Genomic DNA, 24,714 nt, shown 5'->3' with positions numbered 1-24,714 from the left:
GTGATTTTATTATGGAAAATTTATTTCTCAAAAATAAAAATGCGCTTGTCACAGGAGCCGGTACTGGGATAGGCCGGGCTATTGCAAAACGTCTTGCTGCAGAAGGTGCCCTTACGGCAGTGCACTACAGCAAAAGCAAGAAGGAAGCCGAAAACGTGGTTGCTGAAATTGAACAGGCCGGCGGAAAAGCTTTTACCGTTCAGGCAGATGTGCGTTCTGTAGCTGCTATTCAGGAAATGATGAGTCAGCTCATACAAGAATTTGCCAACCGGACAGACGATGCCCGGTTGGATATTTTGGTTAACAACGCTGGGGTTCCTTCCTTTTCTAATTCTATTGAAGAAACAACTGAAGCGGAATTTGATAATCTTTTTGCCGTGAATACTAAAGGGTTATTCTTTGTGACACAGGCAGCACTGAAATATATTCCTAAAGGTGGTCACATCATTAACATTTCTTCCTTAACGACCCGTGGAGCAAGTCCGGCACGTGCTGCTTACGCAGCCTCCAAGGCAGCTGTTAATTCGCTCTCCCTTTCTATGGCAAAAGATCTGGGTGAAAAGAAAATTTCGGTCAATGCCATACTTCCCGGATTTACGGAGACAAACCTGACTAAGGAACTTGTTGAAAACGTGGAAATAAAAAAATCCCTTGTGGCTACTACTGCTTTTGGCAGGGTGGGGCAACCGGAAGATATCGCCAATGCCGTGGCTTTGTTTTTATCACCGGATGCCGGCTGGATCACCGGACAACTTATAGATGTTAACGGAGGTACTAAACTTTAAGGGTGTATCCCAATCAGGACAATACTTATTTCCTCACTTTTCATATTGTTTGCTTTTTGTTACAACCTAGTTCTTAGTGATTATAATAGAATAAAAGCGGCATTTTATTTTTTCCCTTAGGATGCTGTATGTAATAATGGTTAGAAAAATTTTGAAAACTAAATCAAAATCAGATATTGTTGTTTTATAGGAAATAAATTATGATCATAACAAAAAGTATTAGTTTTAAAAGAATGCTTAAAAACACCGGGCATCATTTTTTATGGCTTATTCCATTAATGACGGGCATAGCCTTATTGTACCGTTTTAATATTATTAACTTTAAAATACCTTGGGTTCCAGTTTCGGTTATTGGCACGGCAGTGGCATTTTATGTAGGTTTTAAAAATAACCAATCCTATGATCGCTTATGGGAGGCCAGAAAAATTTGGGGTGGTATTGTGAACGATAGCCGGGCCTGGGGCATGATGGTTGATGGATTTATTACCAATTTATTTACAGCATCTAAATTGACTGAAGCAGAAATTCATGAAATCAAGCGGCGACTGATTTATAGACATATAGCTTGGTTATATGCACATAGAAGTCAATTATTGGTAAGTACATCCTGGGAACATATCAATCAATCCGGTATCCACGTTAGACGTGCAAAACGCTATCAGAATAAATTTGGTGTTGGTCTTATAGACGATAGCGAAACACGTAACCATTTAGAGGAGTTTTTGCAACCTGATGAACGGGAACGGTTGATCAATAATGCAAACACAGCCACCCAAATTATTAATGAACAGTCAAGGGATTTGACTAATTTAAGGGGGCAAGAAGTAATAGATGACTTTCGCCATGTGGAAATGGAAAACGTATTACGTACAATGTATGAACTGCAAGGGAAAAACGAGCGTATAAAAAAATTTCCACTACCAAGACAATATGCCAATATGAGCCGCTATTTTATTGGGATATTCATTGCTTTTTTACCTTTTAGTATGGTACCGGAAATGATTAATGTTGGTCAGTTGGGTTTTTGGTTATCTGTACTGGTGGTGTCATTGATAGGCTGGATTTATATTGCGATGGAATTAGTGGGTGATTATTCTGAAAATCCATTTTCAGGTATGCCTAGTGATATACCCATGTTATCGTTGTGTAGGATAATTGAAATTGATCTTCGTGAAATGTTGAATGAAACTGATTTACCTCCAAATATTAAAGCTAAAAATGGCGTTTTAATGTAGTATACCCTGTAGCAGGTGAAATTGAGTGAAAAAGACATTAAAATATCACTGTGGCAAAAATGGTTAAAAATAAGTAATTTACAGTGTTTAGCAATTTCGGAGCCAAAAAGCTTAACTATGATCACAGATTATTCCATCAAGGATATCATATCCTATAGAAAATTGGTTTGGTCAAACCAAAATGATTTTTTTTATTTAACTCATATTCCCAATAGTTTTGAAGCTTTTTCTTACCAACCGGATTTTTATTTATTCGGCATATTGGATGAGGGAAGTATTACAATCGAGATAAATTATACAACCTACACAGTAAAACCCGGATATTTATTGGTATACAAGCCTGAACAAATAATCAAGGTTCATCACATATCAAATAATACTAAGGGTGCTTTCTTTATGTTTACAAAAGGCTTTATAGAGAAAGATCATTTTCACAAAACCCGTCTTTCTTTTTATGATGTTGAACTATCAAATCCGTGTTTTGAGTTAACAACAAACGATTACGATTTTCTTCAAAAAATTTATGATCCCATAATTCAACTCTTGGGGAATTTATCTTCTAAGGTATGGAATGATTCGGCTAATAATTTGCTTGTAACATTACTATTAGAGTCAAATGCCCTTATTAAAAATTATACCAACTATTCCTTTGAGTTAATAACCGCTGAAGTTCAGATTTATAATAAGTTTAAAACATTGGTCTTAAAGCATTTTAAACAATACAGAAAGTTAAATTTCTATTCATCTTCATTAAATATAAGTGTAAACTACCTTTACAAGGTTGTAAAAAGACAATCCGGCTCTTCCCCTACTGAAATTTTAAATAAAAAGTTGGTGTCAGCTGCTCAAAACCTACTTCAATATTCTTCACAAACTATAAGCGAAATTGCCTTTGAATTTCATTTTGCAAGCTTGCAGTCTTTCAGTAAGTTTTTCAAGCAGCATACTAATTATTCGCCATCTTCCTATAGAATCTACGCTAGAAGCTTATAAATCTTTATTAATGTCAACTATTGGATAAGGTTTATAACAATATGGATAATTCTTAATTTTTTAAATATTCATAATTTAGAATCGTTTTTTTAAATAAATCACAAATTATGGAAAGATTAAAAGATAAAATTGCAATTATTACGGGTTCAGCACAAGGCATGGGAGAATCTCATGCTAGAACATTTATAAAAGAAGGGGCTAAAGTGGTCATGACCGACATAAACGAAGAGCGGGGACAGGAAATTGCAAGTGAGCTTGGCGAAAACGTCCTATTCATTAAGCACGATGTCACTAAACCTGAAGAATGGGAAAATGTAGTCAAGCGGGGCGAAGATAAATTTGGGCCCATCAATGTTCTGGTTAATAATGCCGGTATTCTAGGCCCTATTGCTCATACTAAAGATCTTTCACTGGAAGATTATAAAAGGGTATGCGATATTAATCAATATTCTGTTTTTTATGGAATGAAATTTACATTACCCTCCATGCTTAAAGCAGGAATTGGGTCAATAGTAAATATTTCCTCAATTGCTGGAATCGTGGCGATTTACGGGTATCCCAGTTTAGCATATATGGCGAGTAAATTTGCAATTAGGGGCATGACCAAAGCCACTGCCGTTGAATATGGCCCTAAAAATATTCGAGTGAATTCCGTTCATCCTGGTTTTATAAAGACACCTATGATGTCTGAGGCAACTAATGAAGAAGGAGGGGACGCTACTGCCATGATTCCTTTGGGAAGATTAGCTGAGACAGAAGAAGTAAGCAACCTGGTACTCTTTTTAGCATCAGATGAATCTTCTTATATGACCGGGACAGAACAGATTATTGATGCCGGTATGAGCATTCAATAATTTCAACAAAGATTTATCCAAATTAAACAACATAATAAAAATGAAGAGACTACAAGATAAAGTGGCTATCATCACCGGTGCCGCCAGTGGAATGGGTGCAGCAGAAGCTAAATTATTTGCCCAAAAAGGGGCGAAGGTACTTCTTACGGATATTCAGGAAGATAAGCTGAAACACGTAACACGGGAAATTCTGGATGAAGGGTTTACAGCAACATATATGGTGCAGGATGTTACTTCTAAAGATGGATGGGCAGAGGTGGCAAAAAAGGCATTGGAAAAATATGGCACCATAGATATATTAGTCAATAATGCTGGTATTACCGGGCCAGTTGGTGATTTTATGGAATTTACCTTTGAGGATTTTCAAAAAATTCTTGCCGTCAATTTACATAGTCAATATCTGGGCACCATGGCCGTTGCTCCCATAATGAAAGAGAAGGGCAAAGGATCGATAGTAAATATTTCATCCGTTACTGCCATGATTGCTTTTCCCAATTTAAACCCGGCATATCCTTCCTCAAAAGGGGGGGCTTTAATGTTAACCAAACAATCTGCAGCAGAGTTGGCCAAATATAACATTCGGGTAAATTCCATTCATCCCGGAATAATTCAGACACCCATGGCAAATTATCTTATTACAAGTCCGGATGCCGCAAGGGATGAATATGGGATTCCCCTGGGAAGGTTTGGAAAACCGGAAGAGGTAGCTAACGCGGTTCTCTTTTTAGCATCTGATGAAGCATCATTCGTAACAGGTGCAGAACTTGTTGTGGATGGAGGCCAGATAATTATATAATTCATTAGGTTCAGGATGTGAGGGAAATACAAGCTCAGCAAAAAAACTCAATATTTCAAAATAAGTATATAATGAAAAAATTCAAAAATAAGGTAGCGTTTATTACAGGAGGTGCTTCAGGTATTGGTAAAGCTTCGGCTATTGCTATAGCTAAAGAGGGTGCAAAAGTTGTAATCGCAGACTTGGAGCAGTCTAAACATGAAGCAGCATTAAATGAAATAAAACAAGCCGGCGACGGGGATGCCTTATTTATTGCAGTTGATGTTTCTGATGCAGAACAGGTAAAAAAGGCCATTGCTAGAACTGTTGAAACCTATGGCAAACTGGATATTGCTCTAAATAATGCAGGTATATCTGCAAATGGAGTTGCCTTTGCAGAAGATACGCCAGAATCCTTTGAAAAAGTAATGCAGGTTAACCTTAATGGTATAGCAAATGGTATGAGGTACCAGATAGCGCAGTTTCTTAAACAAGGGGGCGGAGTTATTGTAAATATGGGGTCAGCGATGGGCTCATTGCTCAACAAAATAATTCAGCGTACGTTTCTTCAAAGCATGGCGTACATGGCCTAACTAAAGCGGCTGCTGTTGAATACGGTAAAAAAAAACATCCGCATTAACGCAATTGCACCAGGTTATATCAATTCCCCTTTGTTAGAAAAACATTTTTCTGCTGAACAAATGGATAATGTTATAGCCCAACATCCAATTGGCCGATTGGGATCACCCGAGGAAATTGCGAATGTGTTTTTATTTTTGGCCTCTGACGATGCCAGTTTTATCACGGCAACAATACTATCTGTTGACGGCGGTTTAATAGCTTGGTAGCAAAAAGAGATTTCCTCTGGGATCTGCCTTGGAAAAGAAACCTTAGAAACAGATATCCTACCTTATGCCGGTTTGGATATGAAAGCAGGATAAAGAGGTATTTTGAAAATAAAGTAACGTGTACAAAGTGGTAATAAATGCTTCTACTTATTAAAAGGATAAATTAAAAAACATAATAAAATGAAAAAATTAGAAAACCAAGTGGCCCTTATAACAGGAGGAGCATCAGGCTTGGGTAAAATGCAGGCAGAACTATTTGCCAAAGAAGGTGCAAAAATAATCATTGCTGACCTTGATCCCGAAAAATCTGAAAAAACTGCCGAAGAAATCAATCAAAACGGAGGACAGGCAATAGGCGTAAGAGTCAATGTTACTGACAGTAAAAGCGTTGACCGACTGGTTGAAACAGCCCTTAAAGAATTTGGAAAAATAAGTATCCTTAGCAATACAGCTGGGGTCTTTGACAATTATAGCCCATTGACCCAAACGAGTTTTGAGGATTTTAAAAAGGTAATGTCAGTCAATGTTGATGGTATGTATATTGTCACCAAAGCAGTATTGGAAAATATGATTGGCAACAAACACGGAATCATCATAAATATTTCATCCGGTGCAGGCCTCATAGGTGGTGGTGGTGGCATAAGTTATACCACCTCAAAACACGCTGTTATCGGGTTTACCAAACAACTTAATGCCGAATTGGGACAACAGGGTATACGGGCAAATGCCATTGCACCCGGGTTAATACAAACCCCTATGGTCCAGGATTTAATAGATGATGAAAATTCCGGGATTATGGAAACCTTAAAAAAAATCCCTGCCGGAAGATATGGCCAACCGAAAGAGGTTGCTGATACGGCCCTATTTCTGGCCTCTGAAGATTCCAAATACATTTATGGGGCCGTTATCCCGGTAGATGGCGGTTTATTATCCACTTTGAGATAAATAATAGCAAACAACTTCTTACTGGTATTTATTACCTGCCAGGACCGGCATTATAAATTCTTTTGTATAGGAATAAAAGAATAATGAACAAAAATGTTTATATTTACATCGTGCACGATTTAGTTGTTTAAAATTTAAATTAAACAAAAAGCTTCTATTGCCACTGGCCAGAGTAGTAGATAGGAGACACAGAACGGCATAAGTTTTTAGCCTATTAATTAATATAAATTCAATAATAAATTCTAAAAAATGATTAAAGAAATCTATACCACCCGCGCTACGGCCAAGGGAGGAAGAGAAGGACATGTAAAATCTGAAAATGGCGAACTGGATGTAGATGTACGTGGCCCAGGTTCACCGGGCAATTACCTAAATCCTGAAATTATGTTTGCAGGAGGCTTTGCGGCCTGTTTTGACAATGCTATTATTGGTACCCTGAAAATCAAAAAAATAAAAGGAGCCACGCACGAGACTACAGTACAGGTTACCATTGGCGAAATTGAAAAGAATCAATATGGTTTTGAAATTACCATTGAGGTCGCTTTTGCGGGTCTGGATATGAAAACAGCAAATGAAGTTGTAGAGTATGCACATCAGATGTGCCCCTATTCCAACGCTACAAGAGGCAATGTAAAAGTGGATTTAGCGGTAAAAGAGCTAGTGAACTAAAACATCTCTAGGAAATTTAAAAACGATGTCGGGCAATGCTGCTCGACATCATTTTTTAAGATTATAATTTTTTAAAAAAATATTTAATGAAACCTTCAATTACAACAACCAAAACCCAGAATATTTTTAGAATTATCTTGGGAAGTTTTATGGTATTTGCGGCCATTGGCCATTTTACTTTTTTACGAGTTGAATGGCGGTCTCAAGTACCCAATTGGGTTCCCTTAGATAAAAATCTAGTGGTAATCCTTTCGGGAATAGTAGAACTCACGCTAGGTTTATCTATGCTATTTTTAACTAAGTATAAATCCTATGTGGGTTGGGCACTGGCACTTTTCTACCTATTGATATTTCCGGGGAATATTGCACAGTACATAAATAAAGAAGATTTTGCGGGCCTAAATTCAGATACTGCTAGATTTATCCGCCTATTGTTTCAACCTGTATTAATCGCTTGGGCCTTATGGAGTACGGGAGCCTGGAAAGCCTGGAGACAAAGCAGGTCGATCAAAAAACACAATCCGTATGAGTAAAGAACAATTAAAACTGGATAACCAATTTTGTTTCCCTATATACGCCGTTTCCCGTCTTATTACTAAAATATATAAACCTTTTTTGGATGATCTGGGACTCACCTACACCCAATATTTGGTAATGATGGTGTTGTGGGAAAAAGAAGGGGTTGCAGTAAACGAAATTTCCGAAAAGCTATTACTTGAATCCAATACCTTAACACCCGTCCTGAAAAGAATGGAAACAAATGGATTGTTGCAGCGAATCCGTTCCCGTAAAGATGAAAGGATGGTAACCTTAATACTCACGGAAAAAGGAAAAGACCTCATGCACGCTGCAAGTACAATTCCCGATCAATTAATTGCCAGTTTTGAAAGTGAAAATATAAACAAACAAGATGTTCTTAAAGTAAAGGATACCCTATGCGAATGGCTTGAGCATTTAAAAAAGTAACAATATCTTAGGCAAACCCAACATTAAAAATCTGATTACTAAAAATCAAATACCTCGGGGCTATCCCACGAGGTGAAAACAAAAAATCATTTTTCAGTCGAGGCATCCCATACGTATCGGAACAGGGAACTAGACCCTCTATAGGGATTTAAAATGAGTTATTGTGAAGAATATAGAACAAGTAAAAGTAGGAAGTCAGGGGTTGACCGTACCTGCCATAGGTCTGGTAGGTAGTAATGACGACTACTGCCGGAAATAATGTTTATGGTCAGTCAAACGAAAAAGAATTCATTGCCACCATTCATCGCTCGTTTGAGTTAGGGGGCAATTTGTTGGATACGGCAGATTTATATGAACCCTTACTCAATGAACGGTTGGTTGCAAAAGCCATTAAAGGCAAGAGGGAACAGTATATCATCGCCACAAAGTTTGGTTTTGAGATCAACGATGACGAGCAGCTAACGGGCAGGATCAATGGAAGCAAGAACTACGTTAGAAGGCGTTAGAACGTTCACTAAAAAATCTATCTACCGATTACATTGATCTGTATTATCTGCACCGTTTTGGATTCCCACACGCCCATTGAGGAAACTGTGGGTGAAATGGCTGCATTGGTCAAAGAAGGAAAAGTAAGGTACATCGGCCTTTCCGAAGTAGGATCGGAAACCATAAAAAAGGCACACGCCGTACATCCGCTTACTGCCGTACAGAGTGAATATTCCCTCTTCGAAAGACAAATTGAAGAATTGGGCATTATCAATACCCTAAATGAATTGGGGATTGGTCTTGTTGCCTACTCCCCTCTGGGCAGGGGCTTTTTGAGCGGATCAATCCAATCCCCTGATGACTTTGCCGATGATGATTTTAGAAAACAGATCCCTAAATATCAAGGTGCGCAATTTTTTAAAAATTTAGATTTGGTAAATGAAATCAAAAAAATGGCGACCAAAAAAAACAGTACTGCGGTACAACTGGCCATTGCCTGGATTATTGCCCAAGGACATTTGCCTATCCCGGGCACAAAACGCGTAAAATACTTAGAAGAAAATATTGACGCTACAAATGTAGTGCTTGCCCAGGACGATTTGGACCGTTTAGAAGCCATAATTCCTTTAGGAACAGTAACAGGGGCAAGATATGACGAAGCAGGAATGAAAGGCGTAAATGTTTAAAAACCAACTTTAACAAGAGATGTAAAAAACACATCAATAAATCAATATAAACTATGGAATTACTAAATAAGCTGAATTGGCGGTATGCCACCAAGGCAATGAACGGCCAAAAAGTACCGCAAGAAAAAATCGAAAATATTATTGAAGCTATTTCGCTAGCCCCAACTTCAAGTGGGTTACAGCCCTTTGAGGTCTATGTGATTACGAATCAAGAAGTAAAAGAAAAGATTAAACCAATTGCCTGGAATCAATCTGTGATCACAGATTGCTCGCATCTATTTGTGTTTGCTGCCTGGGATACCTATACTGCCGAGCGAATCAATAAACAGTTTGATCTGACCAACACCATTCGGGGATTTAAAAACGAGGGTTGGGAAAATTATCGCCAGCAGTTATTGAACAGTTACCCGCAAAGAGATGCAGAAGAAAATTTTCATCATGCGGCCAAACAAGCCTATATTGCGTTTTCTCAAGCCATAGCCGCCGCTGCTTTTGAAGGGGTTGACAGCACTCCGTTAGAAGGTTTTGACCCAGCAGCATTAGATGAAATTTTGGGTTTAAGGGAAAAGGGATTGAGAAGTTGTGTGATGCTTCCCGTGGGTTATAGACAGCCCGATAAAGACTGGTTAGTAAACCTCAAAAAAGTTAGAAAAAGCAGGGAAGATCTAATCACGGAAGTTGATTAGTAGATATTCTGAAAATCAAGAACCTGAGGATTGAACATTTACCCAATGTATAGCGATAGCCTTTAGTTTACAGGCTCTCGCTATACATTTTTTATGCGCTCTTGCTGATGTTTAAAACCACTTTCCCCCCCGGCTTTCCGTGCTCCTGATATTCCAATGCTTCCCGGGCCTCGTCTAAAGTAAACGTCTTGCTTATGTACGGGGACAGTATTTTTTTCTCAATAAAACCCTTCACGGCCTCCAATCGTTCTGTAAAGGGAAAACCTAAAATAAATTTTGCATCTACGCCATACTTTTCCATTAGTCCTTTATCGGGTTGTTCTGTCACAGAGGTCATAATAGCTCCTTTTCGAAGAACGGAATACGCCAGCTTGTATTCTTTGCCACCTACAGTATCTACCACCAGATCGTAATCTTTTAACAAATCGGGAGCCTCGTTTCTAGAACTGTCTATTACTTCATCTGCTCCGATTTTCCTTACCACATCCATATCTTTAGTATGCACCATGGTTGCGACATAGGCACCCATACTCTTGGCTAATTGTATAGCGGCCCGACCAATTCCGCCGGCACCACCTATAATCAAAACTTTACTGCCGGTTCCCAGATTGCCTACTTGAAGGCATAAGTAGGCACACACACTTACCGTAACAGAAGCCGCGGCAATTGCAGGACTTGTATTTTTTGGCATCAATGCAACGTTTTTTGATGGTGTAACCACATACTCTGCAAAAGCCCCGCTCCCTCCCAGTGAGGGGATAGCGCTACCAAATACTTCATCACCAATTTTAAAAGCGGTCACATTTTTGTCCTTTTCAACGACTACACCACAGAAATCACAGCCCAAGGTGGCCGGGAATGACAGGGACAGCATTTTTTTCTGACTGCCTCCCCGCATTTTCCAATCTACCGGATTTAATGCTGCATGATAAACTTTTACCAATACGCTACCTTCTTTTAATCCAGGTACAGGTGCATCTTTTGAGATCACCGTTACATCATTGTTTCCGTATCCCGTAATTTGAAGTGCTTTCATACTTATTTTGCTCTATTTTGCTGTAAGTCCGCCATCTGTAGGAAAGGGCACGCCCGTAATCAGGGAAGACTCATCCGAACATAGCCACAATGCGGCATTGGCCACCTCTTCGGGTTTGCCAAAACGTTTCATTGGCTGGTTGGCCCGGTATTGATCTAAAAATTTTGCAAACTCACCTTCTAAAAGTTCTGGAGTTTCGATAGCACCTGGGCAAATTGCATTTACACGTATCTCTTTTTCCGCATATTCTATGGCAGCTGTTTTTGTCATCCCTACCACCGCATGTTTGGAGGCAGAATAGGCAATCATATGAGGAGTGGCATCCAATCCTGCTGTAGAAGCCATATTTACAATAGAGCCTTTGCTGCCCTGTTTTAAAAATTGCTGCAGTTCATATTTCATGCATAAAAAGACACCTTTTTGATCGATAGCAACGGTACGGTCATATATATCTTCGGGAAATTCATGAATAGGAGCAGTGGTTCCCCCCACACCGGCATTGTTGAAAGCGGCATCCAAGCGGCCATAAACTTCAACTGTTTAGCAACCATTTGCTGAACGCTGTCGGTATCAGAAACATCAGTTTTTACAAACGTCGCTTCCCCGCCGGATTTCTTGATTTTCTGTACCATTTCATTACCGCCTTTTTCATCAAAATCGGCCACAACAACGCAAGCCCCTTCTTTGGCAAACAACAGTGCTGCAGCTTCCCCAATACCTGAGGCGGCTCCCGTTATAATAATAATTTTATTTTCTAATCTTTTCATAGCTAATTAATATCTACCTTCAAGTGATAACTACAATACGAATTAAGATCACTGGGGCTCCTCCCTAGTGATTGTTCAAGTGCTAAATTTGTTCTGTAAAAAAATATAAACACCCCACCAAGAGCAAAGGTACCAAATAGAAGCTTTTCTGAAAGCAGGTAAAAAGAAAAGTAAAATAGCTTTATATCCTTAAGATTGTTTTATAAAAAGTCATCGGCTTTCTGGATATAAGAAGTTTTACCACAATTATGAAAAATTTCAGCTCAAAACTAAAATTGTTACAAAAGTCAAATTAATCATCTTCTTTGTAAACATAATTATGGATAAATTATTTATAAACAAATTATTGGCAACCTTATTAATCTTATTTACAAAATTAAACTATTGTTTTAACTGACTATTGTTTTCCAAGATTTGGCCAAGGTCTTTTCCTAAAGGGATTTCCGGTTCGGTGAGCGCAATCGGCTCGGTCAGTTTCAAAATGTCCCGCTCGTCAAGTCCCAATAACAATTTCAAGGTGTTGGCCAAGGGGATGATATTGCTACGCGCTTCCAAAAGGTTGTTCTTGGCCGTGGCCACCTGTACTTTGGCAGCGGTGATATCGTAGTCAGTGAGGGTGCCCTGTTCGACCCTTTTTTGGATGTCGGCCACCGTCTCCTCGGCATTGCTCAAACGCTCTTGTTGTACCCTGACGATTTCCTGGGCGATGGCATAGTTGAAATACGCCTTTTTGGTGTTTTTTTCCACGGAATGCCGTATACCACGCGCCATCTCTTTTTGAAGGTCATTTCTTGTCCGGGACAGACGTTTATTGGCAAAGTTGAAGTTTGAGTATACAGGCAGCGACAGGCTGAGCGAACTGCTGTAATCGTTGTCAAAGCCAAGCTTTGTGGGACCACCGGTACCAAAAGGTTCCGGCAGAAAAATGACCTGTCTATCGATATTGCGGTTATAGCTTGCGTTCAATGACAGTTTTGGCAAAAAATTGCCCCTGGCCTCCCTTAGGGCAAATTCCGACGCCCTGCCCTGTTCCATGGCAATATTGACATCGGTGTTTTTTTCCAGTGCCATTTCAAGGGCATCGCCGAGACTGAGGGGAATACTGTCCTGTGCAAGGATTCCTTGACCCCAAACGAATGTAGTGAGCACAAAGAAAAGTTGATGTACCTTCATGTCTGTCTTTGTTTGATGGACCAAAATAATCCTTTCCCTTGGCAATATTTATGACTACGATCATCTTGTCACGGTATTCCACTCCCTTTCTTTCAATCAAGAAACAGGACTTGATTTTTTGATTGTCGAATCTCCGATGTGCCTATGTGCAAATCTTTAATTAAAAGTGGATTGAACTTTATTTAAAACTATGGACCTGGTGGATTTGCCTCGATATCACTGTTGCTCACGCCCTTGGTATCGAGTGACACAAACATAAATAAAGATGCTATGGCCCATATTTCCATGTTTGGGCACGATTTATGGGGTTGAAGTTGGCGTTTCGTTCCCTCGGCACCTGTATCGAAGGTAGTACGGAATGGCCATTGCGCGGTGTTTCACCATCGAGTCGTTGTCAAGCACACTGTCAAGCATCTTCTCGGTGCTGCACTCATGTATTTCCCTCAAAAAAACTTGACCTCGTCACAGGTCTTGCACTACTTTGAAAATCATTATTGCACAATTTTCTTAAATTCATATGTTTTATGCCATAGTCCTTACTTTAGATTGAGCCCAATGTTCGATCAGAAAACAGTCCGCTCATCAATATCTCCGCTTGTTTTAGCATTCCGGATAGATTTGGTTTACCATTCCATTTGTTGTTTGGGATACTTCTTTGTTCCATGTGCATCCACAAGGGACTTGAACATTGTTCAAAATTAACTCCTAACAATCCACAAGAATGATTAACCCTTCAATAAAGGAAATCCTACTCCCCCGCCTGCACAGATATTGGGGCTATACATTTTTAGTGATCTTTTGCCAAAATCATCTGTCCATCAAAAGGCTTTTAATGTTATTTTGTTTTATGGGATCCCAATTTTGTAGTGCATAGGATGTATAATACTGGTGTTCGTCCCGAAGAACTTCAATATTCCGTTGTGACCATTCCCCAAAGGAATATTCAACCACGCCACGTTTGGCAAGTTCTTGTCGAAGAGATTCAGCAGTTTCCCGATAACTTTCTTGACCGAAGTGCGAGCAGTCCGCATCTCGAATGATCTCTTCCAAAAGCCCCATCGGTTCATATCCCATTTTGGTGGCAGCAATCAAGGTTTCTACTTTTTTGATTTGATCCTCGGGATAATTGTGCTCCTCCAAAAAGACACGGGCCATTTCAATACTGGCATCCTCGTGCTTTTCCGGGTTTCTGATGTAACCAATGTCATGCAGCCATGCAGATAACAACAAGACTTCGGTATCCAAATCCGAAAGCGAGTAAAATTCCACCAGCTTCTTTACCGATTCAACTACATGTTGGGTATGTGTCAAATTATGGTACTTAAAATTAGGGTCCAAACTTGCCGTAAGTAGATTCTTGGCATGGTTTTCGGTCTGGCAAAGAATATAGGACATCGAAATCATATTTTGGTCTAACTTAATATTTCACAACAACACATTAAAGGACATTTTTTAACGGTTCAAACACATTGAGAAAAAGGATTCCTCGATTCTCTCGGGTGTTTGGGATAATTTAACAATTAATCTCCGGCATGTCAAACAGATATATTGGAAAAAAACAATCAGATATTTTCTTTTAACTAAAAATATTGGATTTTATTGCCCGAGAACTTTTCACCCATTTTTACAAATCTCAATTCAAACGACCATTATCCTTACTTTCCTTTTATCAAGTTCCCAACTCTTTCGTACAATGTAGTTCAAGTTAAAAATTGTGTCTAAAAATTGAGATATTCTATCGAAGAATTGTTTTACCTCAATGATAACCGTCATCCATGGCTGTCATAGGGCTATCTAAAATCCTAACGATAGTCCCATATGACATATTTTCAACTATTCCCTTTCCTCTACAGATTCTGTGGATTTCAGTTTGAAACCTTCAAAATACTTGAACAAATCCTAAAAAATTTGGTTCATATATAGGAGGTGCAGTTTTGTGACGAAACTCAACTTGTTCTCGATAAACTACAAATTTGATTTTCAAATACACAGATAACCCATAGAAGTTCCATTTTCATAAATGCGATTGGATTTTGATATCACAAAAGTATAGGTTGATCAGGTTCCATAAAATGATTTAGATCACTATGTAATTATCTTTATGGCCATACAAAATATAACTATAAATTTAATGCAGAGAAGTAGATTTATTTGAATATCAGGCGGTTGTGACGTAAAATCATGCAGCATCCCATCTAAGAAAACACTTGAACCGATTGGAGTTAGCCCAACACATCAATCCATGTCTTTTGAAGAAAAGGATAATTGGATCCAAATCATGATATTACCTATGCCCCATGGTCAAGGTCTTTAGGTTTTGCAACTACCCTATTCTTTCACGTTCCATAAAGGTAAATGGGTCCGGATATCCCCGAAGGCTCCTTCAAAAATAAATGTTTGATGAGGATTTCCATACCTGAGCTATGGATTATCATACATAAAAACCGGATAAACCGCCTTCCGTTTAATTTAAGACAGAAATCTTCTATAAGGGAATGGAAAGTAATGGGATATCCAGACCCGACGCCATAATACGTGTTTTGCTACGGTGCACAATGGATTCCCAAAATCCATACTGTTGGGGTACCATGATCAAAATATCAGCTTGAAATTCTTTTATCTCCTTTTCGATTTCCTTGATTACGTCATTCGACCTTACATTTTTGTAATAATAATTAATCCCTTGGAGTTGTTTGTCTATTTCATTGGACATAGACGAATCGGCATTTTCAGTTTTCAGTTCTTTAATAGTGGAATCAACGTTGAATATCTCAACTACCCCATTGAGTTTTTCTGCCGCTCCCCTAATCTTCGACAAAACCCTTTCAGGGATTTCCCGCTCTGAATCACAAGCAAATAACAGTTTTTGGGTGCCTTCAAATTTAGCATTAATAGGTACAGCAAGTATCGGTATATGAATCTTCTTGATAACCGATGTTGTAGTGTTACCCATAAGATCCTGTTCGAGCGATTTTTCATTCATTCCCAAAACGATCAAGCTTGCTTCTTCCTCTTTGATCAATTGCTTCAATCCATCCTCAATAATGGAAAAGAAAGATTCGAATTTAACTTCGATTTCATATTGTTTGGAAACTTGAATGCATCGATTCTTAAGCATTTCATCATTTTCATCCAATAACTTCTGAAAACTTTCGGCAGAGAGTTGAGAGTTAGCAGCATGGATGGGTAGCTTAAATGAATTATAAAGTACCAGTCTGGCACCTGCAATTTTTGCAATGGCTGCGGCATAATCCTCTGCGTTCTCTGCCAATTCGGAAAAGTCCGTTGCAACAATTATTGTCATGATGGATAGTTGATTTGTTTTTTGAAAAGTATTTTATGTTATAGTATTGTCTGTCAATGATTTCCGATTAATATAATATTCAAGTTGTTCATTACCAAAAGGCTTGGTCTCATATCCATTTGATCCAAAAAGGCCTATTCATTCCTAAACCTAAATGACCTACCTTCACCCTGGCGAACAGTAGCTTCATTTTTACTCTTTCAATTCTCTTGGCCTGAATTTTCTTTGTGAAATTCAATTGGAAAGAAGAGTCATTTCTTTAACATAGGAAAAATTATCTTCCGTACTTCACCCAGATTGAATTTGGTTTTCATGTACATGTTCAACTAAACCTGCAGAGTCAACATTGTTTCAGCTTTCCAATCCAACACCCTTCCCTCTTAATCCTATAAATTTAAAGCTTTTCGATATCTTTTTATCGTTCTCCGTGTACTTTAACAATGAATGTGGCATCTATATTGGGGTGGGAGTGGAAAAGTTCATGGAAGAAAGGATGAATGCCAGACTTTAGGCGAATATGACTTCCCCACTTTTATGGGGAAAACATCTATCACGAATCTAGTTGAGTTTCAAAAGCGCCCTTGGGGTCATTCCCATGGAGAGAATCCGTTCTTTTCGTGTGTTCCTGTCAAATTTCCAAATAAATCGGGTTCAAGGCAAAATTAAAATAGCTTAGGGTTTCCGCAAAAGAACAGGAAAGGTATGATACGTATTTTTCACTTCAACCTAAGCTAACCGACCATACTCCTTTTCTTTTTATGGATATGGCATAATCCACCCTCTTAATCTCGAACACACAATTATCATTCTTGTCCATTTTTCAAGGGTCAAGAACGAGGGGGCTTCCGTGAAGATTGAATGGCTGCCTTCGATTTTGGTCAGTCGATTTGTTGTACCAAAGTACGAAAAGTCATTGATTCAATGGCTTGGAAAGCTCTCGGTATATAAAATCCTGCTACATTCCATATCCCATGAACGTGAACAATCAATGCTTGTTCAAAATATAGCAATCATCAATCCGAAATATGCCTTCCGGTTTTCATGCTACAAGGATAGAGCGAGCATTTTAAACTATAAAAGGAGCCGATCACCAAATAATTATCGTCCGTCCCGAAAGCTTTTTCATATGGAGCATTCAAAAAGACTCCCAAGATGAGGATTCTTCTTTCAAGAGTTCGTCCTCCGAAATTCTCAAATTCCTTTTTGATAAACATGGGTTTATATTTCATAATCCGGCAATCAATTTCTCCCTCGATTTCTAAGACAATCCATAAAAAAGGAATAGGTCCATGGGTTGGGGCATATTTTTTCACACCTTACATTTCCTGGTCATTTCGATAAAAGGCATCATTGGACGGTCATTCCATGCTATCCATACATGGGGATGTCCACTGTTAAAGGAGATAAATGACAACTCCTCCTGCGATAAACCGGGTGCCTTGATCCGTATTAATCTACCCCTTGATAAGCGAAGTATCCCTGTACAGAGCGGTATAAATGTACTTGGACACTCCACTTTAGGACATAGTGAATGATGATGTCCACTTGGCATGTGCAATCCCTTGTGGTCATGTGAAATTTTAAAGGAATAATAATAGAAGTTTGAAATTCAAAAATGGGGAACTTCATTGATGGTATTTTACGTTTTGGTAATCCAGGAACATTTATTTTTTTAGTAATTTACCTAACAATCTTCTTTTATCAATCTATATAACAGTCAATCTCCTATGAAAACCCGTTTTATCCATTTTGTTTTTCTTATGTCCGGTCTTTTTTCCTTTTCACAGGCCGCCGTGGAAATCCTCGAAGAGGAAACCACGGACCATATGGTCTTCAAGGCAAAAAATACTTTGGACGAACCTGTGGAAATTACCTTTGAACTCAGTGAGGTCAGGGGATTGGAACATGATGGGCAACCCATTGTAAAGCTCGTGGGACCTGAAAAGACCGTATTGGTGGCCGAACTCAAAAAAATCGGAGGTCCCATAAGCTATGTCTACGGGTACAACCAGGTCCTTATGCCGGCCAAGATCTACGACCCCGAGGATTTCAAAAAGTTTGAACAGGGCATCGTGGTCTTCAGCAGGGATGGCTGCACGAGATGTGCCTATGCGACGGATTATCTGGTGCAGAACAAGGTGGACTTTACCCTGCTCAATTTCACCCAACACCCTGAATATGGAGCCTATATGTGGGACAAGCTCCGGGAACAAGGGGTCATCGGCAACCAAGTGGGCACCCCTGTGATCATGGTGAACGGTCGATTGAGCCATTCCCATGAGAACCTGAAACAGTTCGTCAAGACATTGAAACAATCCCAACGGGGCGGCAAATGACCCCTGTTGGGGTTCCATATGTTCCATTTCAGACTTAAGATTTGATCTGATGGACCTCCAGGGAACCCTTATCGCTCCCAATGGGATTATGGTACAGAGTATTTAGTACATTCCAAAAATTGGCACCGATCTCAAAGTCCCCTGTGCTGCCAAAGGCACCATATCCGTCGAAATTGGAGCCCAGGCCCAGGGCATAGCCGAGTTTGTTGACGATCATTTCGATTTCACTTTCATTATCGCTGAACGAACACTGCATCGTATCGAGACGGACCAGAATCACACCATTGATGCGACCTGCTGCATCATAATAACCACTTTTGATGGTTTCCCCCTGTAGGGTGAAAAACCCACTTCCACCACCATCTACGGATGCGCCGATGGCCATTCCATCCGCATCGAACAGGGGATCATTGTAAAGCGTTGTACAAATGGCATCCCCATTAACATCGTAAAACAATCGGTCTTCCTCCAGCAGGATCCCGACAACCACGTTGCCATCGTCAAAGATATAGGGTGTGTCCTCCAAGATATTGCCCACGGCATTGCCCGAGGCATCATAGGCCTGCCCCGATACCGTATGGTCATAGCCGATGACATTGTCGTCTTCATCGTATTCCAGTTCGATATCCTCATAGAAATATTCCGTTTCGGATCGGAACGAAACATCGCCGCAGCCACGGCTATTGTCAAAAGAATAGCCATAAGGGGCAACTTCTTCCTCCGCACCGAATATGATGCCCCTTGTGACATTGTCATCGGCCGTGTTGGCGATGCCCGTCCGGTCGAACAAGGTCATCCCCAATCGTTCCTCTATAAGGTCCAGGGTTTCCGGTACCAAGGACAGCCCGTTGATCTTTACCGGGACAAGGCCTTGGTCCTCGATGTCCCACCGTTTGAGTTTCCCATCGGTCAGCCCCATCAGGCCGCATCCGTTGCCATTATCCGGTATAGCGTTCCAAGGGAAGGCATCGGAATCAAGGTTGGAGATACGGAGGTTTTCCAATATTCCGTCATCCCCCACGATCTCTGTCCCCGATCCGTTGTCATCCTCATTGTTGCCACTTTCTCCACCTTCATCGCAAGAGTTTAGACTGGATATCAATAAGAAAAAGATTAAAATGGTATTTTTTGTTTTCATTGGTTTGAATCTATTTATAGCCATAAATTTAGGTAAATCTAAAGGAGAACAGAATCAATACAATTAAGCAATAGTTTAGCCTTTGTTATTTTTTTGAATCTCATAAATTCGTGGGGGTATAATTGATAAAAGTTAACATTTCTCCTGCTTATTTTTGTCCTTTCAAGATAAATAGCAAAAACCTTGATCTTCTCTTATAGGAAAGCTAAATGGTATTAAGTATTATTGTAGAAACAACCCTAAAATCGGGATATGCAGAAATAAGCTAAAAAATGTCATAGGAAAACCATGAGGTTAACTGTGAAATTTCCATGCGAATACTTTTGTTTGGCCAGACTGTTACCAATTCAAATCAAGGATTAAAATGTACCCCGGATTCAGTTGATCTAACTACGACCAAAGCCAGGTCTATCATACGGAATGCTTACAGATCAAGTCCTACCTTACCTTACCTTGCCTGGGGTCACTTGAAACAAAACCTGGTTACCTACGGCCGTCCTTCCCTTAGGACACCTACTTTTATACCGATCAGGACTGCCTCCCTGCCAAAATCCGGGGTATTGGGAGATACGCCGCCTTCCAAAAACATGGGCAACAAGATTTGGACACCAAGTATTCACATTGGGACATTGAACACTACAAAAGCACATAACATGAACTCTGTATTTTATAAAAACCTGATAGAAAAAATAAAAAGTGGGTGGTGTCCAAATGGGCCTTCGACCCCGATTTCTTTATAAAACTGGAAAAGGGTCAACAACTCCTATTTTTGTCGATTGGTTGCTTCCGTAACTGTGTTCCGGCCAATGAGATAATCAGGGCACAACCCCGAAAGGTATTTGTCCACCGGAACTGCGACAATATGGCCGTCCACTCTGATATTAACAGGCACTCTTCCTAGCTAAGGTCTCCATCCTACAGACGGCGTGGAAAAAAGGACAGGCCCTTTATCTCCATGACTGGGTGTATGTGGGTCGGTACCCGCATCATCAAGGATATGGCTGCCAATATGCACTATAACCCACAATTGGAGGAACTCCATAGACCTGAGATAAGGGTCTAGGCCCAAGGGTCGAAAGTTGTTGGACCACATTGAATCTGGGGATGGATTCCCGTTACGACAAGCCTTTAGTCCGAAAGATTAAAACGATAACCTACCCCTATAAACAGTCTAAGTTTGTCCACCTTGTTTATCCAGGATATATCAATATCCATAGGGCCCAACAGGGAATTGTTCGAAAAGGTGATACCCGAGGACACCACCATACTGGTTTCCTGTCGGTCATCCCAATTGTTCTTGGTCGAAAAAATGTTCCGGATAAAAGCATCCGCCCCATCAAAGCCTACCATTGCCAGATTCAAGTGGGGTGTGATATAGCTCTTACTGAAGAGCCGGTATTGGATCCCTGTATTGAACTTTATGAATTGATTCACGATGAGTTCCCCACCCTTCAGACCTGGCATGACATAATTTCTTGGACTGGGCTGTTCTTGGACGCCTCCAAGGAAATACGCTGCGCTAATGCCATAATCACTAGCAGAAATGGTATTGTCCTCATCCATGTCCTGCCACAATAAACCTCCAGATAGGCCCAGGATGGCAGTCACCTTATCATCAAGCAACAACCGTTTTTCAAAACGCATCTCCAGCTTATTATAGAGATTGGTTTCCCCTTTAAAATCAGAGCGGTCTGATTGGTAAAATACTACATTGGCCCTGCTGTACAATGAACGACTCAATTTACCCTTAAAATATGAACCATAGGTAGCATAAAATGGGGTATTCAGGCTATTGTATACATAATGTACCGATAGTTCGATGGTGTTGGAGTCGGACTTTTCCAGACTATAGGTATTATCATCAATTTTGGGATCCACCTTAGGAGTCAAATAATCATTTTGATATTTAACGCCAATTCCGAGATAGCTTCGCAAAGGAGTAAGGTTTCGATTGAATTGGTTGTCGAAGATGAAATGTCGATAATGAAAATCGTCTACATCCTGTCCGTCGATAAAGATGCTTTCTTCTGTAAGATGGCCATAGGCCTCTGAACGCCACCACCAATTTCTGTCCCCTCCAAAGTTCTTTTGGTGCTGCAATCTAAATCGAGGCTCCTCGGCAATATCCAAGCTTATAAGAGAACGTGAAGCCCCTCCAAGGATATTCCGACCTGTAAGATTCATGATAATCCCCACACCATTGTAGCTATCATAATGGAGCGCCCCTTTTACAATATGCTTGGATCGCTCATACCCACTAAGGATAAGGCCAGATTTTTTCTCCTTATAGGGATCAAAGGTTATATGACTGAAAAGGGTGGTCCCCATTGCGCGGTCGAACCGATCGAAGATATCCCTCTTGGCATATTTCTTATGAGCTACTAGATCGGTTCGGGCCCTTACCAAGGACATATTGGCTTTACTTATCCGTCTGTATATAACCGTGTCAAGTACGACACTGTCCGTCATTTGGGGCAGGTGAGGCGTTTCATGATGGAACGGTCGCAATCGTTTGGCCAGTGCAGATAGGGTATCCAGTTTGGAGAATGTGGCAATCTTGCCCTCTTCGTAAATGACATCACCATGATTAAAATCACCGGTTGAGTAGGTCAGATTTGGAACGTGGTCCAAAAGGATGTCGCAAAATGCCCTGTTCTCCGGGTTCCGTAGATTACTGTGTAACATTCCAGTTTGAAAAAGAAGTGTCGTAATATCATTCAATCTCTCCCTAGGTTCCATACCCCCTCCAACATCGCTACCGATAATGATGTCAGCATGCATATCCTTAGCTATGTTCACTGGAAAATTATTGAGTACTCCCCCATCCACCAATAAGGTATTCTGATAGGGAACAGGATAGAAAACACCTGGAATGGACATGCTCGACCTCAATGCCTGAGTGAGATTGCCATTATCCAAAATCACCTCCTTCCCGTTCACAATATCCGTGGCCACTGCACGAAAAGGAATGGGCAATTCATCAAAATCGGTAATGTTTCTTACCGGATAGGTCAAATCCGTTAAAAACACCCTAAGATAATGATCATTAAGTATATAGGGATTGACTTTTATTTTACCATTTTGCCGGTCAAAATTGACCAGATAACGATTGAATTCACTTTTCTCCTCCACTCCTACGTTCCGCATCGAAATGGTGCCTCCCATAAGTTTGTCCCAATCTGCAGAGTGGGCAATCTCTGCGATGCTATCTCCAGAATAACCCATAGCATAAAGTCCTCCAACAATACTGCCCATACTATTGCCGATTACCATATCGGGGACGATTCCCAAGGAATCCAAAGTTTGCAGTAAGGGAATATGTGCCAGTCCTTTGGCTCCGCCTCCACTAAGGACCAAAGCTACCTTTGGCCGATGTTGTTCCTGGGCACGGGTCAATAATAGTCCCATGAATAGAAACAGAATAATCAAATTGAAGGTTTTCAAATTAAAGACATACTGTGGACAGGAAAAATTAAGTACACATTTTTTGTGATTTGGAAACATGTTCAGTGATTAATGGGACAATCGCCCAAATATATCAAATATGTGACTACGTCAACTAAAAGTGTACTATTTTGATAACATGTAAAGAGACACTTTCAATATGGAAAAGACCAGGGAAATTGAGCATTACTAGAGGAACTTCAAACTAAGGGTACGGGAGTTCGCAAAAGATTATAGAAATGTCAAGGAGACCTGTGAAATGTTCAATGTTAGTAGGAGTTGCTATTTCAATCGGAAAAAAAACTTCTATAAACATGGAGCAGGAAGCCTTTTAAGGAAAAAGAGACAAGCTGATACCTCCCCCCAGATTCGAACCTGAAGACCAATCCATTGACTGCAAAATACTTACACCCAATACACCCTGACCAGATCATCTTTTAGGTCCATAGGAAAGCCAACACACTGTATATTAATTACTTACGACACTTTTTGAAGCTTGCACACCTATTTGCACAACATACCCAAAAAAGAGCTCTGGAGGATTTAATTTAACCCCCAATGATTTGTTTAAAGTACTTGTAAATCTTCAACTAAAAGTGGACTGAACTTGGTCTAAAGTTAAGTGATGGTTTTGTTATCTTCAAGGCTAGCCTTGAAGATGGATTCATTAACCATTTAAATCACTTAAAAATGACAAAGAAGAAGAACACGGAATCAATCGTAAAGGACATCAAGAGAAAGACAAGGCGGAAGTTCTCCGCCGAGGAGTTCGCCAACTATGTCTTGGGCCAGGGAATACGCCTTAGCATGGACGGTAAGGGAAGGGCCACGGACAATGCCTTTATCGAAAGGCTATGGAGAAACGTGAAATACGAAAAGATATACCTGAACCCGTCAAGGAACGGTATGGACCTTTATCTGTTATTGGCAGAGTACTTTGAATATTACAACCATGAAAGAAGACACCAGTCCATCGACTATGAAAGACCCATTGATCTATTTAAAAGAGCGGCTTGATAATTATATTAGTTTTGTAGAGAAACTGTCCTAAAGATTGGGGTATCTACACTTTGCTTATCAAATTGATAAACACAATAAGGTATTACTACCTTCAAAAGCATAAATTGAAATTAAATTTTATTACTCATTTTAAAAAAAATCAGATATGGAAAAAGTAAGAGTATTGGATCGACCAGAAGATTTCAAAAAATTAGGAATTAACCCAGATGTGGTTGAGCAATGGGAAGATGGCAGACGGCGGGATCAAGTTCCTGGAGCTATGGAAAACTGGTATTTTGATGCTATCATGGAAGATGGCACCAAGGTTGTAGTAGTGTTTCTCACCAAGCATGCAGACAAACGACAGCTCGCCACCAATTCACCTAATCTACGTATCCAAATCACTACGCCCGATGGTAAGCTGTTCGAGGATGCCATAACCGTTCCAATAGAAGAATCTGAAGTTCGAAAATGAGAATGTCATGTTCAGTTTGGCCCACATAGCTTCGTTGGTAATCTTGTAGATTATGATATTAAAGTAAAACCTGTAAATGGCATTGGATGCGATTTGCATTTGACGGTTTTGGTA

General features: G+C 40.0%; 24 protein-coding genes and 2 pseudogenes. 17 read left to right on the top strand and 9 right to left on the bottom strand.

Going from position 1 to position 24,714, the window contains the following annotated elements:
* Positions 1-11: 11 nt before the first annotated feature.
* The 13 genes and pseudogenes from ACQQ5U_RS11730 to ACQQ5U_RS11670 all read left to right on the top strand — a co-directional run bounded on the left by ACQQ5U_RS11730 (position 12) and on the right by ACQQ5U_RS11670 (position 9,928).
* Positions 12-785 carry an SDR family NAD(P)-dependent oxidoreductase gene (locus tag ACQQ5U_RS11730; protein WP_437397718.1) on the top strand — a complete coding sequence of 258 codons (774 nt, stop codon included), beginning with the start codon at positions 12-14 and terminating at the stop codon, positions 783-785.
* Between the two features lie 233 nt (positions 786-1,018).
* On the top strand, positions 1,019-2,020 hold the full coding sequence (locus tag ACQQ5U_RS11725) for a bestrophin family protein (RefSeq protein WP_437397716.1): 1,002 nt from the start codon (positions 1,019-1,021) through the stop codon (positions 2,018-2,020).
* Positions 2,021-2,137: 117 nt separating this feature from the next.
* On the top strand, positions 2,138-3,013 hold the full coding sequence (locus ACQQ5U_RS11720) for a helix-turn-helix domain-containing protein (RefSeq protein WP_437397714.1): 876 nt from the start codon (positions 2,138-2,140) through the stop codon (positions 3,011-3,013).
* A gap of 107 nt (positions 3,014-3,120) precedes the next feature.
* On the top strand, positions 3,121-3,867 hold the full coding sequence (locus ACQQ5U_RS11715) for an SDR family NAD(P)-dependent oxidoreductase (protein WP_437397713.1): 747 nt from the start codon (positions 3,121-3,123) through the stop codon (positions 3,865-3,867).
* 40 nt (positions 3,868-3,907) lie between these two features.
* Positions 3,908-4,663, top strand: a complete 756-nt coding sequence (locus ACQQ5U_RS11710) for an SDR family NAD(P)-dependent oxidoreductase (RefSeq protein WP_437397712.1) — start codon at positions 3,908-3,910, stop codon at positions 4,661-4,663.
* A gap of 71 nt (positions 4,664-4,734) precedes the next feature.
* Positions 4,735-5,490, top strand: a pseudogene (locus tag ACQQ5U_RS11705) (SDR family NAD(P)-dependent oxidoreductase).
* A gap of 180 nt (positions 5,491-5,670) precedes the next feature.
* Positions 5,671-6,435 (top strand): SDR family NAD(P)-dependent oxidoreductase, encoded by a 765-nt coding sequence (locus ACQQ5U_RS11700; protein WP_437397710.1) that lies wholly within the window; start codon positions 5,671-5,673, stop codon positions 6,433-6,435.
* A gap of 249 nt (positions 6,436-6,684) precedes the next feature.
* Positions 6,685-7,104, top strand: a complete 420-nt coding sequence (locus ACQQ5U_RS11695) for an Ohr family peroxiredoxin (RefSeq protein WP_437397709.1) — start codon at positions 6,685-6,687, stop codon at positions 7,102-7,104.
* Positions 7,105-7,190: 86 nt separating this feature from the next.
* Positions 7,191-7,637 (top strand): DoxX family protein, encoded by a 447-nt coding sequence (locus tag ACQQ5U_RS11690; RefSeq protein WP_437397707.1) that lies wholly within the window; start codon positions 7,191-7,193, stop codon positions 7,635-7,637.
* Positions 7,630-8,070, top strand: a complete 441-nt coding sequence (locus ACQQ5U_RS11685; RefSeq protein ID WP_437397706.1) for a MarR family winged helix-turn-helix transcriptional regulator — start codon at positions 7,630-7,632, stop codon at positions 8,068-8,070. Before ACQQ5U_RS11690 ends, ACQQ5U_RS11685 begins: the two co-directional genes overlap by 8 nt.
* A gap of 236 nt (positions 8,071-8,306) precedes the next feature.
* Positions 8,307-8,656, top strand: a pseudogene (locus tag ACQQ5U_RS11680) (aldo/keto reductase).
* Positions 8,610-9,242 carry an aldo/keto reductase gene (locus ACQQ5U_RS11675; RefSeq protein WP_437397705.1) on the top strand — a complete coding sequence of 211 codons (633 nt, stop codon included), beginning with the start codon at positions 8,610-8,612 and terminating at the stop codon, positions 9,240-9,242. The pseudogene ACQQ5U_RS11680 and the gene ACQQ5U_RS11675 overlap by 47 nt, the downstream one beginning before the upstream one ends.
* A 53-nt stretch (positions 9,243-9,295) precedes the next feature.
* Entirely contained in the window at positions 9,296-9,928 is a 633-nt protein-coding gene (locus ACQQ5U_RS11670) for a nitroreductase family protein (protein ID WP_437397703.1), read from the top strand.
* A gap of 91 nt (positions 9,929-10,019) precedes the next feature.
* Here the strand turns inward: ACQQ5U_RS11670 and ACQQ5U_RS11665 are convergent, their stop codons facing one another.
* The 7 genes from ACQQ5U_RS11665 to ACQQ5U_RS11635 form a co-directional block, all read right to left on the bottom strand.
* Positions 10,020-10,964: an NADP-dependent oxidoreductase gene (locus ACQQ5U_RS11665; protein WP_437397702.1), complete on the bottom strand. Its 945-nt coding sequence runs from the start codon at positions 10,962-10,964 to the stop codon at positions 10,020-10,022.
* A 12-nt stretch (positions 10,965-10,976) separates the two neighbouring features.
* Positions 10,977-11,456, bottom strand: coding sequence for an SDR family oxidoreductase (locus ACQQ5U_RS11660; RefSeq protein WP_437397700.1), 480 nt, complete (start codon positions 11,454-11,456; stop codon positions 10,977-10,979).
* Positions 11,363-11,731 carry an SDR family NAD(P)-dependent oxidoreductase gene (locus ACQQ5U_RS11655; RefSeq protein WP_437397699.1) on the bottom strand — a complete coding sequence of 123 codons (369 nt, stop codon included), beginning with the start codon at positions 11,729-11,731 and terminating at the stop codon, positions 11,363-11,365. Before ACQQ5U_RS11655 ends, ACQQ5U_RS11660 begins: the two co-directional genes overlap by 94 nt.
* A 381-nt stretch (positions 11,732-12,112) precedes the next feature.
* A complete protein-coding gene (locus ACQQ5U_RS11650; RefSeq protein WP_437397697.1) occupies positions 12,113-12,904 on the bottom strand; it encodes a TolC family protein in 792 nt (263 codons plus the stop codon).
* A gap of 807 nt (positions 12,905-13,711) precedes the next feature.
* Entirely contained in the window at positions 13,712-14,299 is a 588-nt protein-coding gene (locus tag ACQQ5U_RS11645; RefSeq protein WP_437397696.1) for an HD domain-containing protein, read from the bottom strand.
* Between the two features lie 1,090 nt (positions 14,300-15,389).
* Positions 15,390-16,208, bottom strand: coding sequence for a universal stress protein (locus ACQQ5U_RS11640; RefSeq protein ID WP_437397694.1), 819 nt, complete (start codon positions 16,206-16,208; stop codon positions 15,390-15,392).
* 1,013 nt (positions 16,209-17,221) lie between these two features.
* Positions 17,222-17,422, bottom strand: coding sequence for a hypothetical protein (locus ACQQ5U_RS11635; RefSeq protein WP_437397693.1), 201 nt, complete (start codon positions 17,420-17,422; stop codon positions 17,222-17,224).
* A 513-nt stretch (positions 17,423-17,935) separates the two neighbouring features.
* On the opposite strand from ACQQ5U_RS11635, the gene ACQQ5U_RS11630 reads away from it, so the two are divergent.
* Positions 17,936-18,544: a glutaredoxin family protein gene (locus tag ACQQ5U_RS11630; protein ID WP_437397691.1), complete on the top strand. Its 609-nt coding sequence runs from the start codon at positions 17,936-17,938 to the stop codon at positions 18,542-18,544.
* A 34-nt stretch (positions 18,545-18,578) separates the two neighbouring features.
* Here ACQQ5U_RS11630 and ACQQ5U_RS11625 read toward each other — a convergent pair whose 3' ends face one another.
* The gene (locus ACQQ5U_RS11625) at positions 18,579-19,682 is read right to left on the bottom strand and encodes a hypothetical protein (protein WP_437397690.1); all 1,104 of its coding nucleotides are present in this window, start codon (positions 19,680-19,682) and stop codon (positions 18,579-18,581) included.
* Between the two features lie 311 nt (positions 19,683-19,993).
* On the opposite strand from ACQQ5U_RS11625, the gene ACQQ5U_RS11620 reads away from it, so the two are divergent.
* On the top strand, positions 19,994-20,422 hold the full coding sequence (locus tag ACQQ5U_RS11620; protein ID WP_437397688.1) for a hypothetical protein: 429 nt from the start codon (positions 19,994-19,996) through the stop codon (positions 20,420-20,422).
* A gap of 388 nt (positions 20,423-20,810) precedes the next feature.
* Here the strand turns inward: ACQQ5U_RS11620 and ACQQ5U_RS11615 are convergent, their stop codons facing one another.
* Entirely contained in the window at positions 20,811-23,090 is a 2,280-nt protein-coding gene (locus ACQQ5U_RS11615; protein ID WP_437397686.1) for a patatin-like phospholipase family protein, read from the bottom strand.
* A 726-nt stretch (positions 23,091-23,816) separates the two neighbouring features.
* On the opposite strand from ACQQ5U_RS11615, the gene ACQQ5U_RS11610 reads away from it, so the two are divergent.
* Positions 23,817-24,143, top strand: coding sequence for an integrase core domain-containing protein (locus ACQQ5U_RS11610; protein ID WP_437397684.1), 327 nt, complete (start codon positions 23,817-23,819; stop codon positions 24,141-24,143).
* Between the two features lie 148 nt (positions 24,144-24,291).
* On the top strand, positions 24,292-24,600 hold the full coding sequence (locus tag ACQQ5U_RS11605) for a hypothetical protein (RefSeq protein ID WP_437397682.1): 309 nt from the start codon (positions 24,292-24,294) through the stop codon (positions 24,598-24,600).
* Positions 24,601-24,714 lie beyond the last annotated feature (114 nt).

This window comes from Flagellimonas lutimaris (genome assembly GCF_051494225.1).
GTDB classification, from domain to species: Bacteria; Bacteroidota; Bacteroidia; order Flavobacteriales; family Flavobacteriaceae; genus Flagellimonas; species Flagellimonas lutimaris_A.
Note: the sequence above shows the minus strand (reverse complement) of the source record. Positions and strands in the feature narration are given on the sequence as shown.